The organism is Arthrobacter sp. GAS37 (genome assembly GCF_044908325.1).
Taxonomy (GTDB): domain Bacteria; phylum Actinomycetota; class Actinomycetes; order Actinomycetales; family Micrococcaceae; genus Arthrobacter; species Arthrobacter ramosus.
In genome coordinates, this window is sequence record NZ_JBIYDB010000001.1 from 451,593 (window position 1) to 470,622 (window position 19,030).

At 62.8% G+C, this 19,030-nt stretch carries 14 protein-coding genes; 5 read left to right on the forward strand and 9 right to left on the reverse strand.

Annotated elements, in window-relative coordinates; all coding sequences use genetic code 11:
• Positions 1–2: 2 nt before the first annotated feature.
• The 6 genes from treZ to glmS all read right to left on the reverse strand — a co-directional run bounded on the left by treZ (position 3) and on the right by glmS (position 10,372).
• The gene (gene treZ / locus ABH924_RS02155; protein ID WP_404496520.1) at positions 3–1,760 is read right to left on the reverse strand and encodes a malto-oligosyltrehalose trehalohydrolase; all 1,758 of its coding nucleotides are present in this window, start codon (positions 1,758–1,760) and stop codon (positions 3–5) included.
• A gap of 58 nt (positions 1,761–1,818) precedes the next feature.
• Complete coding sequence (gene treY, locus ABH924_RS02160) at positions 1,819–4,137, reverse strand: malto-oligosyltrehalose synthase (protein ID WP_404496521.1); 2,319 nt, start codon at positions 4,135–4,137, stop codon at positions 1,819–1,821.
• Positions 4,134–6,494 (reverse strand): glycogen debranching protein GlgX, encoded by a 2,361-nt coding sequence (gene glgX / locus ABH924_RS02165; protein ID WP_404496523.1) that lies wholly within the window; start codon positions 6,492–6,494, stop codon positions 4,134–4,136. Before glgX ends, treY begins: the two co-directional genes overlap by 4 nt.
• Before the next feature lie 74 nt (positions 6,495–6,568).
• Positions 6,569–8,113 (reverse strand): NAD(P)H-hydrate epimerase, encoded by a 1,545-nt coding sequence (locus ABH924_RS02170; RefSeq protein WP_404496525.1) that lies wholly within the window; start codon positions 8,111–8,113, stop codon positions 6,569–6,571.
• A 14-nt stretch (positions 8,114–8,127) separates the two neighbouring features.
• Positions 8,128–8,475 carry a holo-ACP synthase gene (locus ABH924_RS02175; RefSeq protein WP_404496527.1) on the reverse strand — a complete coding sequence of 116 codons (348 nt, stop codon included), beginning with the start codon at positions 8,473–8,475 and terminating at the stop codon, positions 8,128–8,130.
• A gap of 4 nt (positions 8,476–8,479) precedes the next feature.
• Positions 8,480–10,372 (reverse strand): glutamine--fructose-6-phosphate transaminase (isomerizing), encoded by a 1,893-nt coding sequence (glmS, locus tag ABH924_RS02180; protein WP_404496529.1) that lies wholly within the window; start codon positions 10,370–10,372, stop codon positions 8,480–8,482.
• A 133-nt stretch (positions 10,373–10,505) separates the two neighbouring features.
• Here glmS and coaA point away from each other — a divergent pair, with 133 nt between their 5' ends.
• Together coaA and ABH924_RS02190 are read left to right on the forward strand one after the other, a co-directional pair.
• The gene (coaA, locus tag ABH924_RS02185) at positions 10,506–11,516 is read left to right on the forward strand and encodes a type I pantothenate kinase (protein ID WP_234749112.1); all 1,011 of its coding nucleotides are present in this window, start codon (positions 10,506–10,508) and stop codon (positions 11,514–11,516) included.
• 5 nt (positions 11,517–11,521) lie between these two features.
• Entirely contained in the window at positions 11,522–12,382 is an 861-nt protein-coding gene (locus ABH924_RS02190; RefSeq protein ID WP_404496531.1) for a D-alanyl-D-alanine carboxypeptidase family protein, read from the forward strand.
• A 92-nt stretch (positions 12,383–12,474) separates the two neighbouring features.
• On the opposite strand, the gene glmM is transcribed toward ABH924_RS02190, so the two are convergent.
• Positions 12,475–13,839, reverse strand: coding sequence for a phosphoglucosamine mutase (gene glmM, locus ABH924_RS02195; protein ID WP_404496533.1), 1,365 nt, complete (start codon positions 13,837–13,839; stop codon positions 12,475–12,477).
• Between the two features lie 160 nt (positions 13,840–13,999).
• Between glmM and ABH924_RS02200 the strand changes: the two genes are divergently transcribed.
• From ABH924_RS02200 to ABH924_RS02210, 3 genes are all read left to right on the forward strand, one after another.
• Complete coding sequence (locus ABH924_RS02200) at positions 14,000–15,229, forward strand: glycosyltransferase (RefSeq protein ID WP_404496535.1); 1,230 nt, start codon at positions 14,000–14,002, stop codon at positions 15,227–15,229.
• On the forward strand, positions 15,226–15,879 hold the full coding sequence (locus tag ABH924_RS02205) for a hypothetical protein (protein ID WP_404496537.1): 654 nt from the start codon (positions 15,226–15,228) through the stop codon (positions 15,877–15,879). Before ABH924_RS02200 ends, ABH924_RS02205 begins: the two co-directional genes overlap by 4 nt.
• A gap of 211 nt (positions 15,880–16,090) precedes the next feature.
• On the forward strand, positions 16,091–17,983 hold the full coding sequence (locus ABH924_RS02210; RefSeq protein WP_404496539.1) for a glycosyltransferase family 39 protein: 1,893 nt from the start codon (positions 16,091–16,093) through the stop codon (positions 17,981–17,983).
• Positions 17,984–18,060: 77 nt separating this feature from the next.
• Here ABH924_RS02210 and ABH924_RS02215 read toward each other — a convergent pair whose 3' ends face one another.
• Both ABH924_RS02215 and ABH924_RS02220 read right to left on the reverse strand, forming a co-directional pair.
• Entirely contained in the window at positions 18,061–18,576 is a 516-nt protein-coding gene (locus ABH924_RS02215; protein WP_404496574.1) for a transposase, read from the reverse strand.
• A gap of 119 nt (positions 18,577–18,695) precedes the next feature.
• Entirely contained in the window at positions 18,696–18,926 is a 231-nt protein-coding gene (locus ABH924_RS02220) for a tyrosine-type recombinase/integrase (protein ID WP_404496575.1), read from the reverse strand.
• Between the last annotated feature and the right edge of the window lie 104 nt (positions 18,927–19,030).

Genomic DNA, 19,030 nt, shown 5'->3' on the forward strand with positions numbered 1-19,030 from the left:
GATCACTTAAGGCGCACGACGGCGGCGCTCTCCCCCGGGAGTGTCAGCTTTCCGTTCCCGACGGCGGCCGCGGAGTCCGTGGCGAGCAAGACTTCGCCATCCATCGCCTTCGTCAGGGTCCCGTCCCCGAAGTTGCAGGCAACCCTCACGGCGCCCCTGCTAAGAACCAGCCATTTGTCCTCTTCGCTGAAGTCGACGTGCGTGTCAGTGAATCCGCCGCCCGCAAGCTCCGGCGTCGAGCGCCTGAGGTTCGCCAACGCCCGGTAAAGTTCCAGCAATCGGGCGTGATCGCCGTCATGCGCTTCCTCCCACTTGAGCTTGGAGCGTTCAAACGTCTCCGGGTCTTGGGGGTTGGGCACCAATGCGGGGTCCCAGCCCATCCGTTCGAATTCCTTGAGCCGGCCGTCCGCTGTGGCCTCAGCGAGCCATTCCTCGGGATGCGATGTGAAAAACTGCCAAGGCGTGGACGCGCCGAATTCTTCGCCCATGAAGAGCATCGGGGTGAACGGCGACGTCATGGTCAGTACAGCGGCAAGCGCCAGCCCGCCGTAAGACAGGCTCGAACCCAGTCGGTCGCCGGCGGCGCGGTTGCCGATTTGATCGTGGTTTTGGTTGCAGACCACCAAAGCGGCAGGATGAACCAGCCCCGGGCGGATGGGGCGGCCATGATGCCTGCCGCGAAAGCTTGAGTAGCTCCCGTCGTGGAAGAAACCGTGTTCAAGCACCTTTGCCAGTGCGCCCAAGGAATCGAAATCCGCATAGTAGCCAGCTGTTTCCCCGGTGAGGTTCACGTGCACGGCGTGGTGGAAGTCGTCGCTCCACTGCCCTTCCAGGCCGTAGCCATTGGTGTCCCGGCGGTAGATCAGGCGCGGATTGTTCAGGTCCGATTCTGCAATCAAGGTCTTGGGGACGCCCGTTTCAGCTTCGATGCCATCCGCGAGGCTGGCCAGGTCTTCCAGGATATGGACGGCGCGCTCATCGCGGAGGGCGTGCACGGCGTCGAGGCGTAGCCCGTCCACGTGGAAGTCGCCCAACCACATAGCGGCGTTGTCCAGGATGTACTGACGGACGTCGTCGGAGCCGGGGCCGTCCAGATTCACTGAGTCGCCCCACGTGTTGCCTTCGCCGGACTTCAGGTAGGGGCCGAATTTCGGCAGGTAGTTCCCGCTGGGCCCCAGATGGTTGTAGACCACATCCTGGATCACACCCAGTCCGGCAGCATGCGCTGCCTCCACGAATCGCTGATACGCCTCGGGTCCCCCATAGGCCTCGTGGACGGCGAACCACAGCACGCCGTCGTACCCCCAGTTGTGGGGGCCGTTGAAGGCATTGACCGGCAGAAGCTCCACGAAGTCGATTCCCAGTTCAACGAGGTAGTCCAGTTTTTCCACGGCCGCGTCCAGCGTGCCTTCCGGAGTGAAGGTACCGAGGTGAAGCTCGTAGATGACCGCGCCGCCGAGCCCGCGCCCCGCCCAATCCGCGTCGTTCCACGCATAGGACGAGGCGTCGAAGGTGCGGGAAAGAGCATGGACCCCGTCCGGCTGCCGCTGCGACCTCGGATCGGGAAAGGGCCCCTCCCCGTTCACCAGATAACCGTAGTCAGTCCCGGGCCGCCGGGGTACGTCCGCCGTCCACCAGCCCGCCGCGCCGCCGTCGAGCGACCGCATTTCATGGTGCTGACCCTCCGCGAGCAGAGTGACCGATTCTGCAAACGGGGCCCACACATCGAATCGTTTCCCCGCGCTGGTCTTCTCAGCCATCGCTCCCCCTCAATCGTCTTGTCCGGGCTTCGTTTGCCCGCCGTTGTTGGTGCTCTGGCTAGCTAATGGGTACGAGCAAGGCCACAGGGTATCTTTGCAAAAGCCTTGCGACGTCAACCTCGCCTGGAGGGTAACTGTTGCCTGTGAGCTCATCCTGGACCGCGCTCCCAAGACGAATGAAGGTGTCTTGCCACCCGCCGTTCCGCTCAAGCTTCCGCGGGAGCCTCGTGGCCAAAATGATGGCACCGCCACCGGCGGCAAGGGCGCCACGGCCGAAGGCGATCAGATGTTCGGCCGCCGGACCCTCGGCATTGATGGGACTGTAGCCACCGAAAAGCTCCGGCCGGTCCCGGCGCAAGCGCAATGCCCGGGAAGTCAGCAGCAGCTTGGCCAACTCGTCCCGCGCTTCAGTCTGGACACCGGCGTCGAGGGCTGCGAGAGCGGCCCTGCGCCGTTCGAAGTTGACCGCGCGCCGGTTGTCGGGATCAGTGAGTGAACGGTCCCAAAACTCGGTGCCTTGGTAGACGTCCGGTACGCCCGGCATGGTCAGCTGGACAATCTTTGCCGACAGTGAGTTGGACGTCCCGTACGGATCCACAAGGGCAACGAACCCTTCCAGGGCGGCCGTCACCTCCGGCACGTCGAAGACGGCGTCGACGGCGGAGGCGAGCTTCGCTTCGAAGGCCTCGTTCGGCTCGGTCCAGTTGGTGGAGTTGCCGGCTTCGCGTGCCGCCTTGACGACGTAACCCTGGAGTCGTTCACGGCTGGCCGGCCAAGCACCTACGATGGCTTGCCATACGAGGACAGCGAGTGGCCCGTCGGGAATCGGAGCCAGTTCCTGCATACGATCCACGAAAGCTTCCCATTCGGAGACTGCCTCGGAGATAACGGAGATCCTGGCCCGGGTGTCTTCACTGCGCTTGGTGTCGTGCGTGGTCAGTGTGGTCATGGACAGCGGCAGCAGTGCCTCGCGACGTACCATGCGCTCGTGGAATCCGGCCGTGGACAAGGCGAATTCCGTGGGATCTGCTCCCACTTCAGTCAGCGTGCCAAGGCGCGTGTAGCGGAAGAACGCTGTGTCTTCCACGCCCTTGGCCATGACCATGCCGGAGGTCTGTTGGAAGCGGCGGCCCAGTTCACTGCCGGCGTCGAGCAGCAGCGGAAGCAGCGCTTTGAGGACTGAGGCCAGTTCCGGCCTGCTCCGGGCAGCCCGTTCAACGGCCTCTACCAAGGTGTCTTTGCCATACGGGAGATAGCTCCGGTAGACGTGGAACGAAGCGATGATTTCAGCCAGGGCGTCGGCCACCCCTTGGCGGGGCAGTTCCGGAGACTCCGGGACGAGCCGCGCGAGCCGCAGGATTTCCGAATGCAGGATGCCGTCCGTAACACGCCGCTTGGTGCTGTGGATCATGGCTTGGTAATCGGCGGGCGAGCCGGTGCCCCGGAGCTTCGCATCCAAGGCGTCAAGCTGCACTTCGGCGTCGGGATCCACGAAAAGGCGGTCGATGTCGGCGAGGGCGTCGTAGCCTGTGGTCCCCTCACAGTCGAAGTTCTCCGGAAGCTCCTCCCCGGGCTCGAGGATCTTCTCGACGAGCAGATAGGAGCCGGCCGTGGTTTCCTTCAGGCGCTCCAGGTAGCCGGCCGGATCCGCGAGCCCGTCCGGGTGATCGATCCTCAGCCCGTCCACAAGCCCGTCACGGAACCATCGGGCGACCTCCGCGTGGGCTTCCTGGAAAACCCAGGGGATTTCGACTCGGATCCCGGCCAGCGTGCTGACCGCGAAGAACCGGCGGTAATTCAGTTCGTCGTCAGCCCGGCGCCAGCCGACCAGCTCGTAGTGCTGGCGCGCATGGACGTCCCTGGCATTGTCGCCCGCGACGTAGCTTCCTTCGGCCAGAGGGAATCGGTGGTCGAAGTAGCGCAATTCGCCGTCGACTATTTCCAGCTTGTCGACGTCGGCGTCGCTGCCGAGGACCGGGAGCCGGAGCTTTCCGCCGCCGAAGTCCCAGTCGACGTCGAACGCTTCTGCATAGCGGGAGGCCTTGCCCTCTTTGAGGAGGGACCACCACCAGGCATTTTGCGGGGGCGACGCAACGCCCATGTGATTCGGGACAATGTCCACCAGGACCCCGAGGCCGGCTTCCCCTGCTGCCTTGGAGAGCGCGGCGAGCCCTTCGGCGCCGCCGCGTGAAGCATCAACGGTGGAGGGGTCGGTGACGTCGTAACCGTGGTCCGAGCCCTCCTCCGCCGTCAGGATAGGCGACAGGTACACCCAATCCACCCCGAGCTCGCGCAGATAACCCGTGAGGGCAGCCGCGTCCTGGAGCGTGAACGAAGGCCTGATTTGGAGCCTGTATGTGGAGACGGGCGTCCTCATGATCCCCCGTTCTTGTGGGCGCGTGACTTTCTGGGCTTCTTCGGCGCAGGGGCGGGTTTGGTTTCGGGGGCAGCCTTCGTCTCCGGGGAATGGTGCTTTTTCGGTTCAGGGGCTGCCTCCGGTACAGCCCGGAGCGTCCGGGTGGAGGGTGCCGGTGTGGCGGGCGCAGTCAAGGAAGCCGTCTCGGTTGTGGTTGTCTGCGACAACGCGGCGAGGGACGCTGCTACGGAATGGTCCGGATCGGTGTCCGGGACGCTGTGTGCCCTCAACACCACGAGTGATTTGGCCCCGACACCCAGGACTGCTTCAGCCTGCACGGGTTCGGTGTCGGCTCCGCCGCCCGCGGTGTCGATGATGATGTCCCAGGCAGGAGCATATTCGTCCGAGGGCACCTTGAAACCGACTTCGTCGTCGTGGGCGTTGAAGTAGAGCAGGAAGTTGACGTCCGTGATGCGCCGGCCTTGGTTGTCCCGGCCGCGGATCCCGTCACCGTTGAGGAACACGCCTACCGAGCGGCCGAAGCCGCTGTCCCAGTCCGACGGCGTCATGGTGGTTCCGTCGACGTCAAGCCATACGATGTCCGGAAGCCTCTCGCCTTCGCCTCGCAGTACCGGGCGTCCGTCGAAGAAGCGGCTGCGCCGGAAGGTGGGATGCTTGGCGCGCAAAGCACTGACCGCGGCCGTGAACTCGACCAGCGGCTGGTCCACGCTGTCCCAGTTGATCCACGTCAGCTCGGAGTCCTGGCAATAGCCGTTGTTGTTGCCCCGCTGTGTCCGCCCGAGCTCGTCACCGTGCAGCAGCATCGGGACACCCTGGGACAAGAGCATGGAGGCGATGAAGTTCCGCTGCTGTCGGGCACGAAGACCCAGCACCTTCGGATCCTCCGTGGGCCCCTCGACACCGCAGTTCCAGGAACGGTTGTGGGATTCGCCGTCGTTGTTGCCCTCGCCGTTCGCCTCGTTGTGCTTCTCGTTGTAGGACACCAGATCGGCCAGGGTGAAGCCGTCGTGGGCCGTGACGAAGTTGATGGAAGCCACCGGGCGGCGGCCGGAATGCTCGTAAAGGTCCGCCGATCCGGTCAACCGGGAGGCGAACTCGCCCAGGGTCGAGGGTTCGCCGCGCCAGAAATCGCGGACCGTGTCCCGGTACTGGCCGTTCCATTCCGTCCACTGCGGCGGGAAGTTGCCCACCTGGTAGCCGCCCGGGCCGACGTCCCACGGCTCGGCGATCAGCTTGACCTGGGAGACCACCGGATCCTGCTGGATGAGCTCGAAGAAGGTGGACAGCTTGTCCACGTCATAGAACTCACGGGCCAAGGTGGAGGCGAGGTCGAAACGGAAACCGTCCACGTGCATTTCGGTGACCCAATAGCGCAGGGAATCCATGAGCAGCTGCAACGAGTGCGGGCTGCGCACGTTCAGCGAGTTGCCGGTGCCCGTGTAGTCCATGTAGTGCTTCTCGTCACCATCCATCAGACGGTAATAGGCGGCGTTGTCAATGCCCTTGAAAGACAGTGTCGGGCCGAGGTGGTTGCCTTCGGCGGTGTGGTTGTACACGACGTCGAGAATGACCTCGATGCCTGCCGTGTGCAACGCCCTGACCATGGCCTTGAAGTCCTGGACCTGCTGGCCGGTATCGCCCTTGGAGCTATAGCTGTTGTGCGGGGCAAAGAACCCGATCGTGTTGTAGCCCCAGTAGTTGTTCAGCCCCTTGTCCTGCAGGATGCCGTCGTTCGTGAACTGGTGCACCGGCATGAGCTCGATGGCCGTGATGCCGAGCTTCTGCAGATGGGAAATCACGGCCGGGTGGGCCACGCCGGCATACGTGCCGCGCTGCTCCTCAGGAACCTCAGGGTGGAGCCGGGTCAGGCCCTTGACGTGCGCCTCGTAGATCACGGACCGGTGGTACGGGATCCGCAGCAGCTGGTCACCGGCCCAGTCGAAGAACGGGTTGATGACCACGCCCATCATCATGTGGGGCGCGGAGTCCTTGTCATTGCGGGAGTCCGGATCTCCCATGTTGTACGAGAAGAGCGCCGGGTCCCAGTCGATCTGCCGGTGGATGGCCTTGGCGTAAGGGTCCAGGAGGAGCTTGTTGGGATTGAAGCGGTTGCCGGAGGCGGGCTCGTAGGGGCCGTGAACGCGGTAGCCATACTTCTGTCCGGGCTGGACGTGCGGCAGGTAGCAATGCCACACGTAACCGTCCACCTCGTTGAGGGTGTAGGAAATTTCGTCCCCGTCGTCGTCAAAGAGACACAATTCCACCTTTTCGGCCTTCTCGCTGAACAGCGCGAAGTTGGTTCCCGTGCCATCGAAAGTGGCCCCCAACGGGTATGCGGTTCCTGGCCAAACGTCCATGTGTTCTCCTTCACTTGCCGGATAACTTTCTGCCAGCCTAGCGAGACTATGTGACTTTCAAGGAACATCAGGGATCATCCGGCGCGATGTTCCCCGAGAAATCGGAAGACGTCGGGGACCGCGCGGGCGATGTCGGAAGCGGTCAATGGCCCGCCCGCCGAGGCTGCGCTTCCTGCCATTCCGTGGATGCTTGCGCCGACGGCGGCCACCGCAGCCCAGCGCTCATCGGGGGCGATTCCCAGCGCGGCGAAGGGCCCGTCGTCGTCCAGCCCGGATTCCGCGTACGCTGCAGCCAGCGCGCCGACTATCCCGCCAAGAACGTCCCCGCTGCCTGCCGTTGACATCCACGGGCATCCGTCCGACTGGCTGAAGACCGCCCCGGAAGGCGAAGCAAGCACCGTTGTGGCACCTTTGAGCAGGACGACCGCACCGGTGTGCTCGGCCGCGAGCCGGGCGAAGTGCACGGTCCGCGATTCCACGTCCTCGCGCGTGACACGCACTTCGCCTCGGCCAAGAAGGGCCGCGAGTTCCCCGGCGTGCGGGGTGAGAATCCAGTTCGGCGGGCAGCGTTCCGGCAGGAGCTCCAGGGCGCCGGCGTCGACGACGGCGGGCTGGCCGGCGCCGGCCGCCGCGGCCAATACGTCACGGGCACGATCGAGTTGCTCGGCTCCGTCCAGGCCAGGACCGAGCAGCCACGCCTGGACCCGGCCGGGCTCGGCTGGCTCCCAGATGGCTTCGGGGGTTCGTGCCAGGACCTGCCGCGCGACGACTTCCGGGCCGAGGTACCGCACCATACCCGTGCCCGCCGCGGAGGCGGCCGCGACACAGAGCGCCGCGGCCCCGGTGTAGCGCTCGGAACCTGCCACGACGCCGAGGACTCCCCTGGTGTACTTTTGGGCCCGGCGCCCCGGGTCCGGGAGCACCGCAGCCAGGTCGGGGGCAGAGAAGCGGTGCAGGGCAGGTGCCGGAAGATATTCCTCGATGCCGATAGGTATCAGGATCACGCGGCCGGCACAGCCCTCACCCGGATCGGCCATCAGCCCGGCTTTGACTCCCCCGAATGCCACGGTCAGCCGCGCCGTCATTACGGGCCAGTGGACCTCGCCTGTGTCGGCGTCTACTCCGCTGGGAATATCGCAGGCCACCACCAAATCGGGCCTCAGCTCCTCCAAGGCGGCAATCAATTCCGCGGCCGAACCGCCGAGGCCGCCCCGGGCACCCGTGCCCAGGATGGCGTCAATGACCACATCGTCGCCGGCAATCAGCACGGCTAGTTCTTCGGCATTGTCCTCGTCCAAAACATGGACCCGTCCGCCGGCGGCGCGGAATGCCGCAAGGGCGTTCGGATGGGCGGAACCGGCGGTGAGTACCGCCGTCGTGCGCGTGCCACGCCTCGCGAGCATTGCCGCAGCGTAAAGACCGTCCCCTCCGTTGTTGCCTTTGCCGGCCAGCACCGTAATGCTCGAGCCGTAAAGGCGGCGGCCTTCCGAGCGGAGTTCACGGACGACGGCGTTTGCCAGTCCGTATGCTGCGCGCTGCATGAGAACAGCGCCTTCGCCGGCATCAAGGAGCGGTTGTTCCGCTGCCCTGATCTGTGTTCCGGTGAAGGCGCTGATCATGGTTGCGTGTGCTGCTAGGCTTCGGCGATGACCATGGCAGTGGCGATTCCGCCATCGTGGCTCATGGACACGTGCCAGCGCTTCACGCCGATGGACTCGGCAACTGCCAGTACGGTGCCCTTCACCTTGATGGTGGGGCCGTTCTGGTCCAGGCCGATCCAGCAGTCCTGCCAGTTCATGCCCGCCGGAGCTCCCAGGACCTTGGCCACAGCTTCCTTGGCCGCGAAACGCGCGGCCAGGGACCGCGTGTTAAGTTCGCGTTCCGCGGGAACGAACAAACGGTCACGGAGCCCCGGGGTCCGCTCAAGTTGGCGCCCGAAGCGCTCTATGTCTACGACGTCTACGCCTATGCCAAGAATCATGCGGCTATTCTACGGTGACACTCTTGGCCAGGTTGCGCGGCTGGTCCACGTCGTACCCCTTGGCCTTGGCCAGCTCTGCGGCAAAAATCTGCAGCGGAACCGTAGTGAGAAGCGGCATCAGGAGCGTAGGCGTCTGAGGGACGTAGAAAACGTGCTCGGCGTAAGCCCGCACGGCTTCGTCGCCTTCCTCGGCGATCACCAGGGTGCGCGCACCGCGGGCGCGGATTTCCTGGATGTTGCTGACTACCTTCGCGTGGAGGGAATCGCGGCCCCGCGGCGACGGAACCACCACAAAGACGGGCTGCCCTTCCTCGATCAAGGCAATCGGACCGTGCTTGAGCTCACCGGCCGCGAACCCTTCAGCGTGGATGTACGCGATTTCCTTGAGCTTCAACGCGCCCTCGAGTGCCACCGGGTAGCCCACGTGGCGGCCCAGGAAGAGCACCGACTTCTCGTCCTTCATGCTGCGGGCGAGCTCGCGGAGGGGACCCGCGTTGTCGAGGATCTTCTGGATGTGGGCGGGTATCTTGCCAAGGTCCGCCAGGACGTCCTTGATCTGGCCGGAGAAGATGTTTCCGCGCAGCTGGGCGAGGTAGAGACCAAGGAGATAAGCGGCTGTGATCTGGGCCAGGAACGCCTTGGTGGAGGCGACGGCGATCTCCGGACCGGCGTGGGTGTAAAGAACAGCGTCGGATTCGCGCGGGATGGTCGATCCGTTGGTGTTGCAGATGGAGATCGTCTTGGCGCCCTGTTCACGGGCGTAACGGACGGCCATCAGGGTGTCCATAGTCTCGCCGGACTGGCTGATGGACACCACTAGGGTGTTGGCGTCAACGATCGGGTCGCGGTAGCGGAATTCATGCGCGAGCTCCACCTCGGTGGGGATGCGGCACCAGTTCTCGATGGCGTACTTGGCGACCATCCCGGCGTATGCGGCCGTGCCACAAGCCAGGACGATGATCTTGTTGACCTGCTTCAGCAGCTCGGGGTCGATCCGGAGCTCGCTCAAGGTCAGCTTGCCGTTGATGTCCGAACGGCCAAGGAGGGTCTGGGTGACTGCGTCGGGCTGGTCGTGGATTTCCTTCTCCATGAAGGAGCTGAAGCCGCCCTTTTCCGCAGAAGCCGGGTCCCAGTCAACGTGGTATTCCTTGCCCTGGGCGGGGGCGCCGAAGAAGTCTGTAATCTCCACGGTGTCGGCGGTGATGGTGACGATCTGGTCCTGGCCCAGCTCGACGGCGCGGCGCGTGTGATCGATGAAACCGGAAACGTCGGAGCCAAGGAAGTTCTCGCCTTCCCCCAGTCCTACAACAAGGGGGGAGTTGCGACGGGCGGCCACGACGACGTCCGGCCGCTCGGCGTGCACGGCGAGGAGCGTGAACGCGCCTTCGAGCCGCTGGCAGGCAAGCTGCATCGCTTTGGTGAGCTTGCCGTTGGACGAGTCGCCATTGAGCTGGTTGCGGAAAATGTCGCCGAGAAGCGCTGCTGCAACCTCGGTGTCCGTCTCCGACTCGAAAGTGACACCCTTGGCGACGAGCTCCTGCTTGAGCTCGGCGAAGTTTTCTATGATTCCGTTGTGGATCATGGCCAGGCGTCCGCCATCGGCCAGATGCGGATGGGCGTTCTGGTCGGTGGGTCCGCCGTGGGTGGCCCAGCGGGTGTGGCCGATGCCGGTCAACGAGTCCGGGAGCGGATTGTCCTCGAGCTCGTTCAGCAGGTTGCTGAGCTTTCCCGACTTCTTCCGGCTGGCGATGGTTCCATGAGCCACCACTGCAACTCCGGCTGAATCGTAACCCCGGTATTCAAGCCTCCGGAGTCCTTCAAGCACGACGTCGAGTGCCGAGTGCCCGGCATCTGCCCGGCGGGATGAATTGCCAACGTAACCTACGATTCCACACATGCCTACAAGAGTAGCGGTTGCCCCGCGAAATGGACGTAGGATATCCGGCCCTGCAAGCAGGCCACGCCGCGGAATATGCCGGATCATGCACCTTTTCCGCAGAGCATGCTCACACAAAATCTTCCAGCCGTTCATGCGGTATTTCCGGATCAGCCAACAGAGGGGCAGAATCTCTATAGTGACTTTGCAACGCAATGAAGCGAACGGCGACAGCTCCTCTCCGTTCGTGGAGCTGGACAGGCAGACGTGGTCCCGGCTGGGTGCACAGATGGAGCAGCCGCTTAACGAAGAGGACATCATCCGGCTTCGCGGCCTCGGCGATCCCCTGGACATGAAGGAAATCCGCGAGGTCTACCTTCCGCTCTCCCGTTTGTTGCACCTCTATGTCCAGGCATCACAACAGCTTCATGCAGCCACTACCACCTTCCTTGGCGAGCAGACCCAGCGCACGCCCTTCGTGATCGGCGTCGCAGGTTCGGTGGCGGTCGGCAAGTCCACTATTGCCCGCGTGCTGCGCGAGATGCTCCGCCGTTGGCCTGGCACTCCGAACGTCGAACTCATCACCACCGACGGGTTCCTGTACCCGCTCGCTGAGTTGAAGCGCCGGCATTTGCTTGAACGCAAGGGCTTTCCGGAATCCTACGACCGCAGGGCCTTGCTTCGATTCGTGAGTGCGATCAAGGGCGGCGCCGAAGAGGTCCGGGCTCCTTGGTATTCGCACGTCACCTACGACATCGTCCCGGACAAGGAAGTGGTGGTCCGACGGCCTGACGTCCTCATCGTCGAGGGCCTCAACGTGTTGGCACCCGCCCGTCCCCGGCAGGACGGCCGGCAAGGCCTGGCCCTCAGCGACTTCTTTGATTTCTCCATTTACGTTGACGCCAAGACGTCGTACATCGAAGACTGGTACGTGGACCGTTTCCGCAAGCTTCGAACCACGGCGTTCGCCCAGCCCGAATCGTACTTCCACCGTTACGCGACGCTGTCCGATGCCGAGGCGGAAGCCACTGCACGCGGCATTTGGAAGCGCATCAACGAGCCCAACCTTGAGGAAAACGTGCTCCCTACCCGCGGCCGGGCGCAACTTGTCCTCACCAAGGATGCCGACCATTCCATCCGCCGCATGCTGCTCCGAAAGGTCTAGCACGGATGTGCTACAACTGCGGCCCCAGCCGAAGGTCCTTCACGACGCTGCTTGCCGCAGGTGTGGGAATAGCTGCCTTGGCGGCCTGCAGCCCGGATACCCGGGTTGCCTCGCCCACATCCGCACCGTCAGCCTCAAGTCCCCAAACAGCAACGCCGACGCCGACAATGGCGACCACGACGGCGGTTCCCTCCGGAGCGGCGAGCGAGCCGTCGTCGAGCGCACCGCCGTCGAAGGCTCCGCCCTCAGGGGTTCTGTCCCAGCAGTTTTCGCTGAGCGACCCGGCGAGCCAGTGGGTCATCGTCAACAAGCACCGGCCGCTGACCCCCTTGCAGTTTGTCCCTGCCGACTTGGCACAGCCCCGCGTGCAACTCGCAGTCAGCGGAGAGGCGTCCCTGCTCAACAGCACCACCGCCGGAGCAGCTGAAAAGCTCTTTGCGGCAGCCGCCTCGGCCGGCGTGACCATGACCTTGGCGTCCGGCTACCGTTCTTTTCAGACCCAAACCGCCACGTACAACGGCTACGTGAGCACGCGCGGCCAGGCCTCGGCAGACACGGCCTCCGCCCGTCCCGGCTTCTCGGAACACCAGACCGGCTGGGCGTTCGACATCGGCGACGGTGGAGGGGCGTGCAGCTTCGAGCCCTGCTTCGCTGATCAGCCGGCCGCCGTTTGGGCAAAGGCAAATGCGTACAAGTACGGTTTTGTTGTCAGGTACCCGTGGATGCTCAATGAAATCACCGGCTATTACTACGAGCCGTGGCATTTGCGATTCATCGGGGTTGAGGCTGCAACGGATATGGCCAACAGGGGCATCGGCACCCTCGAGGAGTACTTTGGACTCGAAGCGGCGCCGGGCTACCCCTAGAGGTTGACTACTATCAACACACACTTGAACAACTGTGGCCCGCCTCCTCATGGAGACGGGCCACAGTTGTTTGGTCTTCGCTGCGTTCGGGCCTAGAGGGCCAGTTCGCGTGGAATAGCGAGGCGGTCTTCGACGACGCCGGCCAGTTCAGTGCATATGCGGGTGGCGGTTTCCATGTCCGCGGCCTCCACCATCACGCGCACCAGCGCTTCGGTGCCCGATGGCCGCAGGAGCACCCGGCCGGTGTCGCCAAGTTCGACTTCGGCGGCAGCCACCGCAGCGGCGACGCCCACGTCCGTGGCGGCACGTGACTTGTCCACGCCCTTCACGTTGATCATGAGCTGCGGCAGCTTGGTCATGGCACGGGCTAGGTCTTGGAGGGTCCGGCCCGTTCCGGCCACCTGGGCGGCAATCTGCAGACCGGTCAAGACGCCGTCGCCAGTGGTCGCGTAATCGGAGAAGATCACGTGGCCCGACTGCTCTCCCCCAAGGCTGAAGCCGCCGTCGCGCATTGCCTCCAGGACGTATCGGTCCCCCACCGCGGTCTCGCGGAGGGTGATTCCAGCGTCGCGCAATGCGATTTTGAGTCCGAGGTTGCTCATCACGGTGGCTACCAGGACGTCGTCCTTCAGTTTTCCGGACTTCTTTAGCGCGAGGGCCAGGATCGCCATGATCTGGTCGCCGTCAACCTCGTTGCCTTCGTGGTCCACGGCCAGGCAGCGGTCGGCGTCGCCGTCGTGGGCTATGCCGAAGTCCGCACCGTGCTTGACGACAGCTTCCTTGAGCGGGCCAAGGTGCGTGGAACCTACTCCGTCGTTGATATTGAGGCCGTCGGGTTCTGCGCCGATCACTACAACTTCGGCGCCGGCGCTGGCGAAGACCTGCGGGGAACAGCCGCTGGCTGCACCGTGGGCGCAGTCCAAGACAACCTTGAGACCTTCGAGGCGGTGCGGCAGGGTGCCGAGCAGGTGGACGATGTAACGGTCTTCGGCGTCCGAGAAGCGCTGGATGCGGCCGACGTCGCCAGCCACGGGGCGTGAAGGTTCCTTGCCGAGCTGGGCCTCGATCGCGTCCTCAACCTCGTCGGGGAGCTTCTGGCCGCCGCGGGCAAAGAACTTGATGCCGTTGTCCGGTGCAGGGTTGTGCGAGGCCGAGATCATGACGCCGAAATCGGCATCGAGATCGGCGATGAGGTAGGCCGCAGCGGGCGTAGGCAGCACACCGGCGTCGTACACGTCGATGCCGGAGCTCGAAAGTCCGGCTTCCACGGCTGCAGCGATAAACTCCCCGCTGGCCCGCGGATCCCGGGCGACCACGGCGCGGGGCCGCGTTCCGTTGGCCGCACGCTCGTGGCCGAGGACCACTGCGGCAGCTTGGGCCAACTGAAGAGCAAGCTCCGCGGTGAGCAATCCATTGGCGAGACCACGCACGCCATCTGTTCCAAATAATCTAGCCATCGCGTCCCAGTCTAGACGACGGTTGTAGGGGTCGAGGGAACGAGCGCCGGAGGGCCCGTCCATACCCCTTCAGCGGCGCGAGCGCAAGAGTGGAACTACTTGACTTGCGTTTTCTGCTCCACTCTAGTAATGACCCTTAACAAGTATCTACGATTACCGCATGACACCTAGCTCTGGGGGCTTGGCGCTCGAAATAATTGTCCCCGTTTTCAACGAGTCCGCCATACTCGAAAGAAGCATTCACCGGCTTGCCGACTACCTTTCTCGGGAATTGTTGTACAGCTGGAAAATCACGATTGCCGACAACGCGAGCACAGACGCGACCGGGGCCATTTCGCGAAGGCTCGCTGATGCGGTTCCAAATGTCAGTTATCGGCGCCTCGAGACTAAAGGGCGGGGATTCGCGCTCCGCGACGCCTGGACATCATCAGAAGCCAAAGTTCTGGCATATGTAGACGTAGACCTCTCGACCGATTTGGCGGCTTTGCCGCCGCTCATCGCTCCATTGCTTTCCGGACACTCGGATGTCAGCATCGGCACCCGGCTTGGCCGGACTTCCAGGGTGGTGAGGGGTCCCAAACGGGAATTCATCTCCCGGAGCTACAACCTGATTCTTAAACGGACCATGCAGGTACAGTTTTCCGATGCCCAGTGTGGTTTTAAGGCTGTCAGGGCAGAAGTCGCGCATCGCCTGCTTCCTTATGTGGAGGACAACTGCTGGTTCTTCGACACCGAGCTGTTGATCTTGGCGGAGCGGGCAGGACTTCGAATCCACGAGATTCCCGTCGACTGGATCGACGATCCCGACAGCAGGGTGGATATCCGCCAAACGGCCGTCGACGATATCAGGGGCCTCGTGCGCGTCGCCGGTTCCATGATGAAGGGAAATATCCCTTTGCAAGCGATATACGCGGAGCTGGGGCGAGGACCTATCGCCACACCAACGCGTCCAAGTTTCTTCGGCCAGGTGGTGCGTTTCGGAATCGTCGGCGCGTTCTCCACTCTCGCTTTTGCTTTGCTGTATCTGCTGTTCCAGGGCCCGTTTGGCCCACAGCAGGGAAATTTCCTGGCCCTGTTACTCACGGCCATTGCGAACACGGCCGCCAACCGCCGCTTCACCTTCAGGATCCACGGACCCGAGCGGCAGTTCACACAACAGTTTCAAGGCCTTGTGGTTTTCTTGGCCGCCTGGGGCATTACCTCTTCTTCCCTTCTACTGCTACACGCCATTCACCCGGACGCATCGCCCAGCACTGAGCTGTTCGTCCTGACCTGTGCAAACATCTTCGCCACTCTTGTCCGCTTCGTTCTGCTCCGGATCTGGGTTTTCCGGGTTCGGCGGTCGGAGGAACGGCGGGGCGTGGCCACCATCAAGCAGCTGGCAATTTGAGCAACAAGTCCAGCCGGCTTCGCGGACAAACAGCCCTAAGCGCGGTTATCGAAGGCCGCTCGCGCGTGCTTGAGGAAGGAGACGCCACCAGCCCACGTATTGCTCCGCGGACCGTCTTTGCCAATAAGTTTCCTCTGCTAACGCGAGGCGCTCTCGTTTTGGTGTGGCTCGCCGGTCCGTATTTCGCGGCGCATGGCATCTTCTTCGCCGTATTGAACGGCAACCCGGGTCTGGACGCTCATGCATACTGGCTGGCAGGACGAGATGCCCTTTCATATGACAAAACTGCGGGCGAGTTGGATGCGTACCTTTACTCTCCAGCTTTTGCCGCGGCGATTCGCCCCATCGCCGTGCTTGACTGGCCGCTTTTCTTCGCGTTGTGGGCGTGTTTAGAGTCGACTGTTCTGGTTTGGCTCCTCAAACCACTACAGCTCAAGTGGGCGATTCCCCTCTTCTTACTCAGCGTTCCAGAATTGGTCAACGGAAACATCTTCATCCTGCTTGCGGCTTCGGCGGTAGTTGGAATACGGGCGCCAGCAGCTTGGGCTTTTCCTTTGCTCACCAAGATTACGAGTGGTGTCGGTCTTGTCTGGTTCGCCGCACGAGGTGAATGGCGACGACTTACTCAAGGCATAGGGGCGTGTTCCTAATGCGGTGTTTCCTTGGGGCGAGCCTAACCACAATTGGTGCGCGAAAAGGGTGGCCTTGGCTCATTGCCCCCGCCATGGTGTTGGCTTCATCGATATTCGCATTGCCCACACTTACTCTTTTAACAGCAATTCCCCGACTAACAATTCCCTTTGATAGTGGTACGCGAGGGAACAACATCCCTATGCGCCCGGGAAGGACCGGATTCCGACCATGGTGATGGAACTCTCCGCACGGGCAAGAGGTTTCTGGCTGTCACTGCTCCGAGGAGCAAGCCAAGATCCGTCATGGCAGCGTCCGGCGCTCCTTGGACTCATTACTCTCACAGCTCTGCTCTACACGTGGGGCCTCGATCGCAACGGCTGGGCCAACTCATATTACTCAGCTGCTGCGATGGCCGGCTCAGAAGATTGGACGGCCTTCTTCTTCGGATCCTCGGATCCCAGCAATGCGATAACCGTAGACAAGCCACCGATGTCTTTGTGGATCATGTCCCTCTCCGTGCGGATTTTCGGGCTCAACTCATGGAGCATCCTCCTCCCGCAGGCGCTGATGGGAGTACTCAGCGTCTATTTGCTTTATCGACTGGTGCACAAGCGGACCGACGCCGCAACCGGCCTGCTCGCGGGGCTTTTCTTCGCGGTTACCCCCGTGGCGACCGTTATGTTCCGGTACAACAATCCGGATGCCCTGCTGACTCTCTTGTTGATTGGGGCCGCCTACGCCACTCTCGAATCAATCGACCGTGGCAAATTGCGTTGGCTGCTCGCAGCAGGAGCCCTGATCGGTGTCGGGTTTCTCACGAAACAGCTCCAAGTCGCCCTCATCCTGCCGGCGATCGCATTGGCGTACGTTCTTTTCGCAAGGTTCCCCGCGTATGTCAAGTTGCTCCACCTCGGTGCCGGGCTGCTCGCTGCAATCGTGACATCGGGTTGGTGGTTCATCATCGCCCAGACGGCTGATCCTGCCCGGAGGCCTTTCATAGGCGGCTCCAGGTCCAACAGCATCTGGGAACTAACGCTGGGATACAACGGGCTGGATCGGCTGACCGGCGAGGACGCCAGCCGCACGATGTCGGGTGCAACAGCAGCGCTGGACGTGAAACTTGACCCCGGGATAACGCGCTTCCTGCAACCGCAATTTTCCGGTCAGTTCGGGTGGTTTCTTCCGCTCGCCATTGCCGGACTCGGCGTCACCATAGTGTTTCTTGTTCGCCGCCAGGGCAGCCTTGAACGGCGCTGCTTCTTGGTGGTGTGCGCCACGTGGTTTGTTTGTTCGGCCACGGTCCTGGCTATGATGTCGGGCATAGTGCATCCCTATTACGCGATCTCGACCGTGCCGTCGCTCAGTTGCCTTGCTGCGTTTGCAGGAACCTATCTCATTCGCCACTTGGCAAACAGACTGATCCGCCTCGTGTCCGTCTTTGCACTGGCTCTCTCTTTGATGATTGCGTTCGTTTCCGCGTCCAGGTCCGTGTTGGACTTCCCCTGGCTGCCGCTTGTTTTGTTGATCATGGGTGGCTTGGCAATTGCCGTCGCCCTGCTTAGACCTGTCAGCAAGCAAGTTCAGGTGGTCGGTGGAGTGCTGATCGGAATCTCGATCCTCTTGGGTCCCGCTATATGGTCAGCAAACACGGTGTTGAGTCCGCACGCTGGAGCCGGAGTTGTCGCTGGGCCAAGCATCTTGGGGATACGGACCGATCGTCCGGATCGAGCCCAGTTGGCGCCAGGCGTCCCTCCGAACTTCACTGCAGTGATGTTCGGAGACGTGCCGTCCGGAAAGGTCGTTCAGCGGATCAAAGCGAGCTCCGCCTCCGTGCGGTGGGCGGCTGCAGCTGTCGGCTCGGAGACTGCCGCGAACTACCAACTGGACAGCTCCAGGGCAATTCTGCCTGTGGGTGGATTCGACGGAACGGATCCCTTCCCGACTCTGGACCAATTCCAGAGTATGGTCCGCAGCGGCAATATAGGATCGCTCTTAGTCCAGAACCTGCCACCCTTGGCTTCCGAGGGCCAAGGAGAATCGGCGCGTATCGTGCACTGGGTCGAAAGTAACTTCCAGCCTGAAGTCATCGACGGAGTGTCCTTCTACAGCCTCTCCCAATAGTCCACGACCTACGGTGCGCCAAGCCAGGGTACGAGGCTCTTCACGGTTCGTGGTGATTGTTCTGCCGTGATGGATGTTCATGCCGCTGTTCTGGCGGCACTGCGCAACAGGATACGCGTTTTGTAGTTGTCCGGGTTGGTGAATCCCCGGCCTGTTCGTTTGATGTGTTTGATGGCTGTGTTGTTTGCTTCTACTTTCGCCGTGGTCGCACCGGTGACGATGAGGACTTCGACTTCCTTCCACCACCGGCAGATCGTGCGCCAGAGCCGGTTCGTTTCCGGCTGCGCGGCTCGTTCGACCAGTCCCTGCAGGCGGTCTTTCGCCGCGGCCGCGTCGGCAAGAGAGCCGGTGGCGAGCAGTGCCCGGAGCTGCTCTTTGACCAGCCAGGCAGCCTGCAGCTTCCCGGTGGCGTCGTCGGTGGTGAACACGGTGCTGAGCTTTTTCCGTGCCCGGGCCGAGAGTGTGTCGCCGCCGCGCAGGAGCAGCCGGCGGTTGGCCCAGACCGGGTCGATGGAGCGTCCCCGCCGGCCATGGACCTGCTGGGTGAGCCGTTGCCGGACTTCGGTGAGCATGTCGTTGCCGAGCTTGACCAGGTGGAACGCGTTATGCCGACGTCGGCATAACGCGTTTTATGCCGATGTCCTGGTTATGCCGATGTCGGTGGGTGCGGGCTGCTGCCGCGGGGTTCCTGCGGTGGATACCTCGGCATAACTCAGAGGCTTTGCAGGAACGCCAGGAGGGTGTCGTCGACGACCGTGTAGCGCCCCGTCTTGGTTCCTGTGGGTCTGGTTCTGGCGAGAGCGTCCTCCTTGGTTTTCATGTTCGCATGCAGATAGATCTGCGTGGTTTCGATGCTCTCGTGACCGAGCCAGAGCGCGATGACGCTGCTGTCGATTCCGGCGGTCAGTAGCCGCATGGCTGCGGTGTGCCGCTTATGTGGAATTCCACATAACCGGCATTACGTGGACGGCTGGGTTATGTGGCTGGTTGGGTGTTTCCGCTGGTGGGAGCGCCGCTGGAACCGGTTCCGGCCACATAATCCTGAGC

Excerpts from the sequence above, each read along its gene's own strand:
- treY (WP_404496521.1), bottom strand. The coding sequence starts at position 4,137 with ATGAGGACGCCCGTCTCCACATACAGGCTCCAAATCAGGCCTTCGTTC.
- ABH924_RS02200 (WP_404496535.1), top strand. The coding sequence starts at position 14,000 with ATGACACCTAGCTCTGGGGGCTTGGCGCTCGAAATAATTGTCCCCGTT.
- ABH924_RS02210 (WP_404496539.1), top strand. The coding sequence starts at position 16,091 with ATGGTGATGGAACTCTCCGCACGGGCAAGAGGTTTCTGGCTGTCACTG.
- glmS (WP_404496529.1), bottom strand. The coding sequence starts at position 10,372 with ATGTGTGGAATCGTAGGTTACGTTGGCAATTCATCCCGCCGGGCAGAT.
- glgX (WP_404496523.1), bottom strand. The coding sequence starts at position 6,494 with ATGGACGTTTGGCCAGGAACCGCATACCCGTTGGGGGCCACTTTCGAT.
- ABH924_RS02190 (WP_404496531.1), top strand. The coding sequence starts at position 11,522 with ATGTGCTACAACTGCGGCCCCAGCCGAAGGTCCTTCACGACGCTGCTT.
- coaA (WP_234749112.1), top strand. The coding sequence starts at position 10,506 with ATGCGGTATTTCCGGATCAGCCAACAGAGGGGCAGAATCTCTATAGTG.
- glmM (WP_404496533.1), bottom strand. The coding sequence starts at position 13,839 with ATGGCTAGATTATTTGGAACAGATGGCGTGCGTGGTCTCGCCAATGGA.
- ABH924_RS02170 (WP_404496525.1), bottom strand. The coding sequence starts at position 8,113 with ATGATCAGCGCCTTCACCGGAACACAGATCAGGGCAGCGGAACAACCG.
- treZ (WP_404496520.1), bottom strand. The coding sequence starts at position 1,760 with ATGGCTGAGAAGACCAGCGCGGGGAAACGATTCGATGTGTGGGCCCCG.
- ABH924_RS02175 (WP_404496527.1), bottom strand. The coding sequence starts at position 8,475 with ATGATTCTTGGCATAGGCGTAGACGTCGTAGACATAGAGCGCTTCGGG.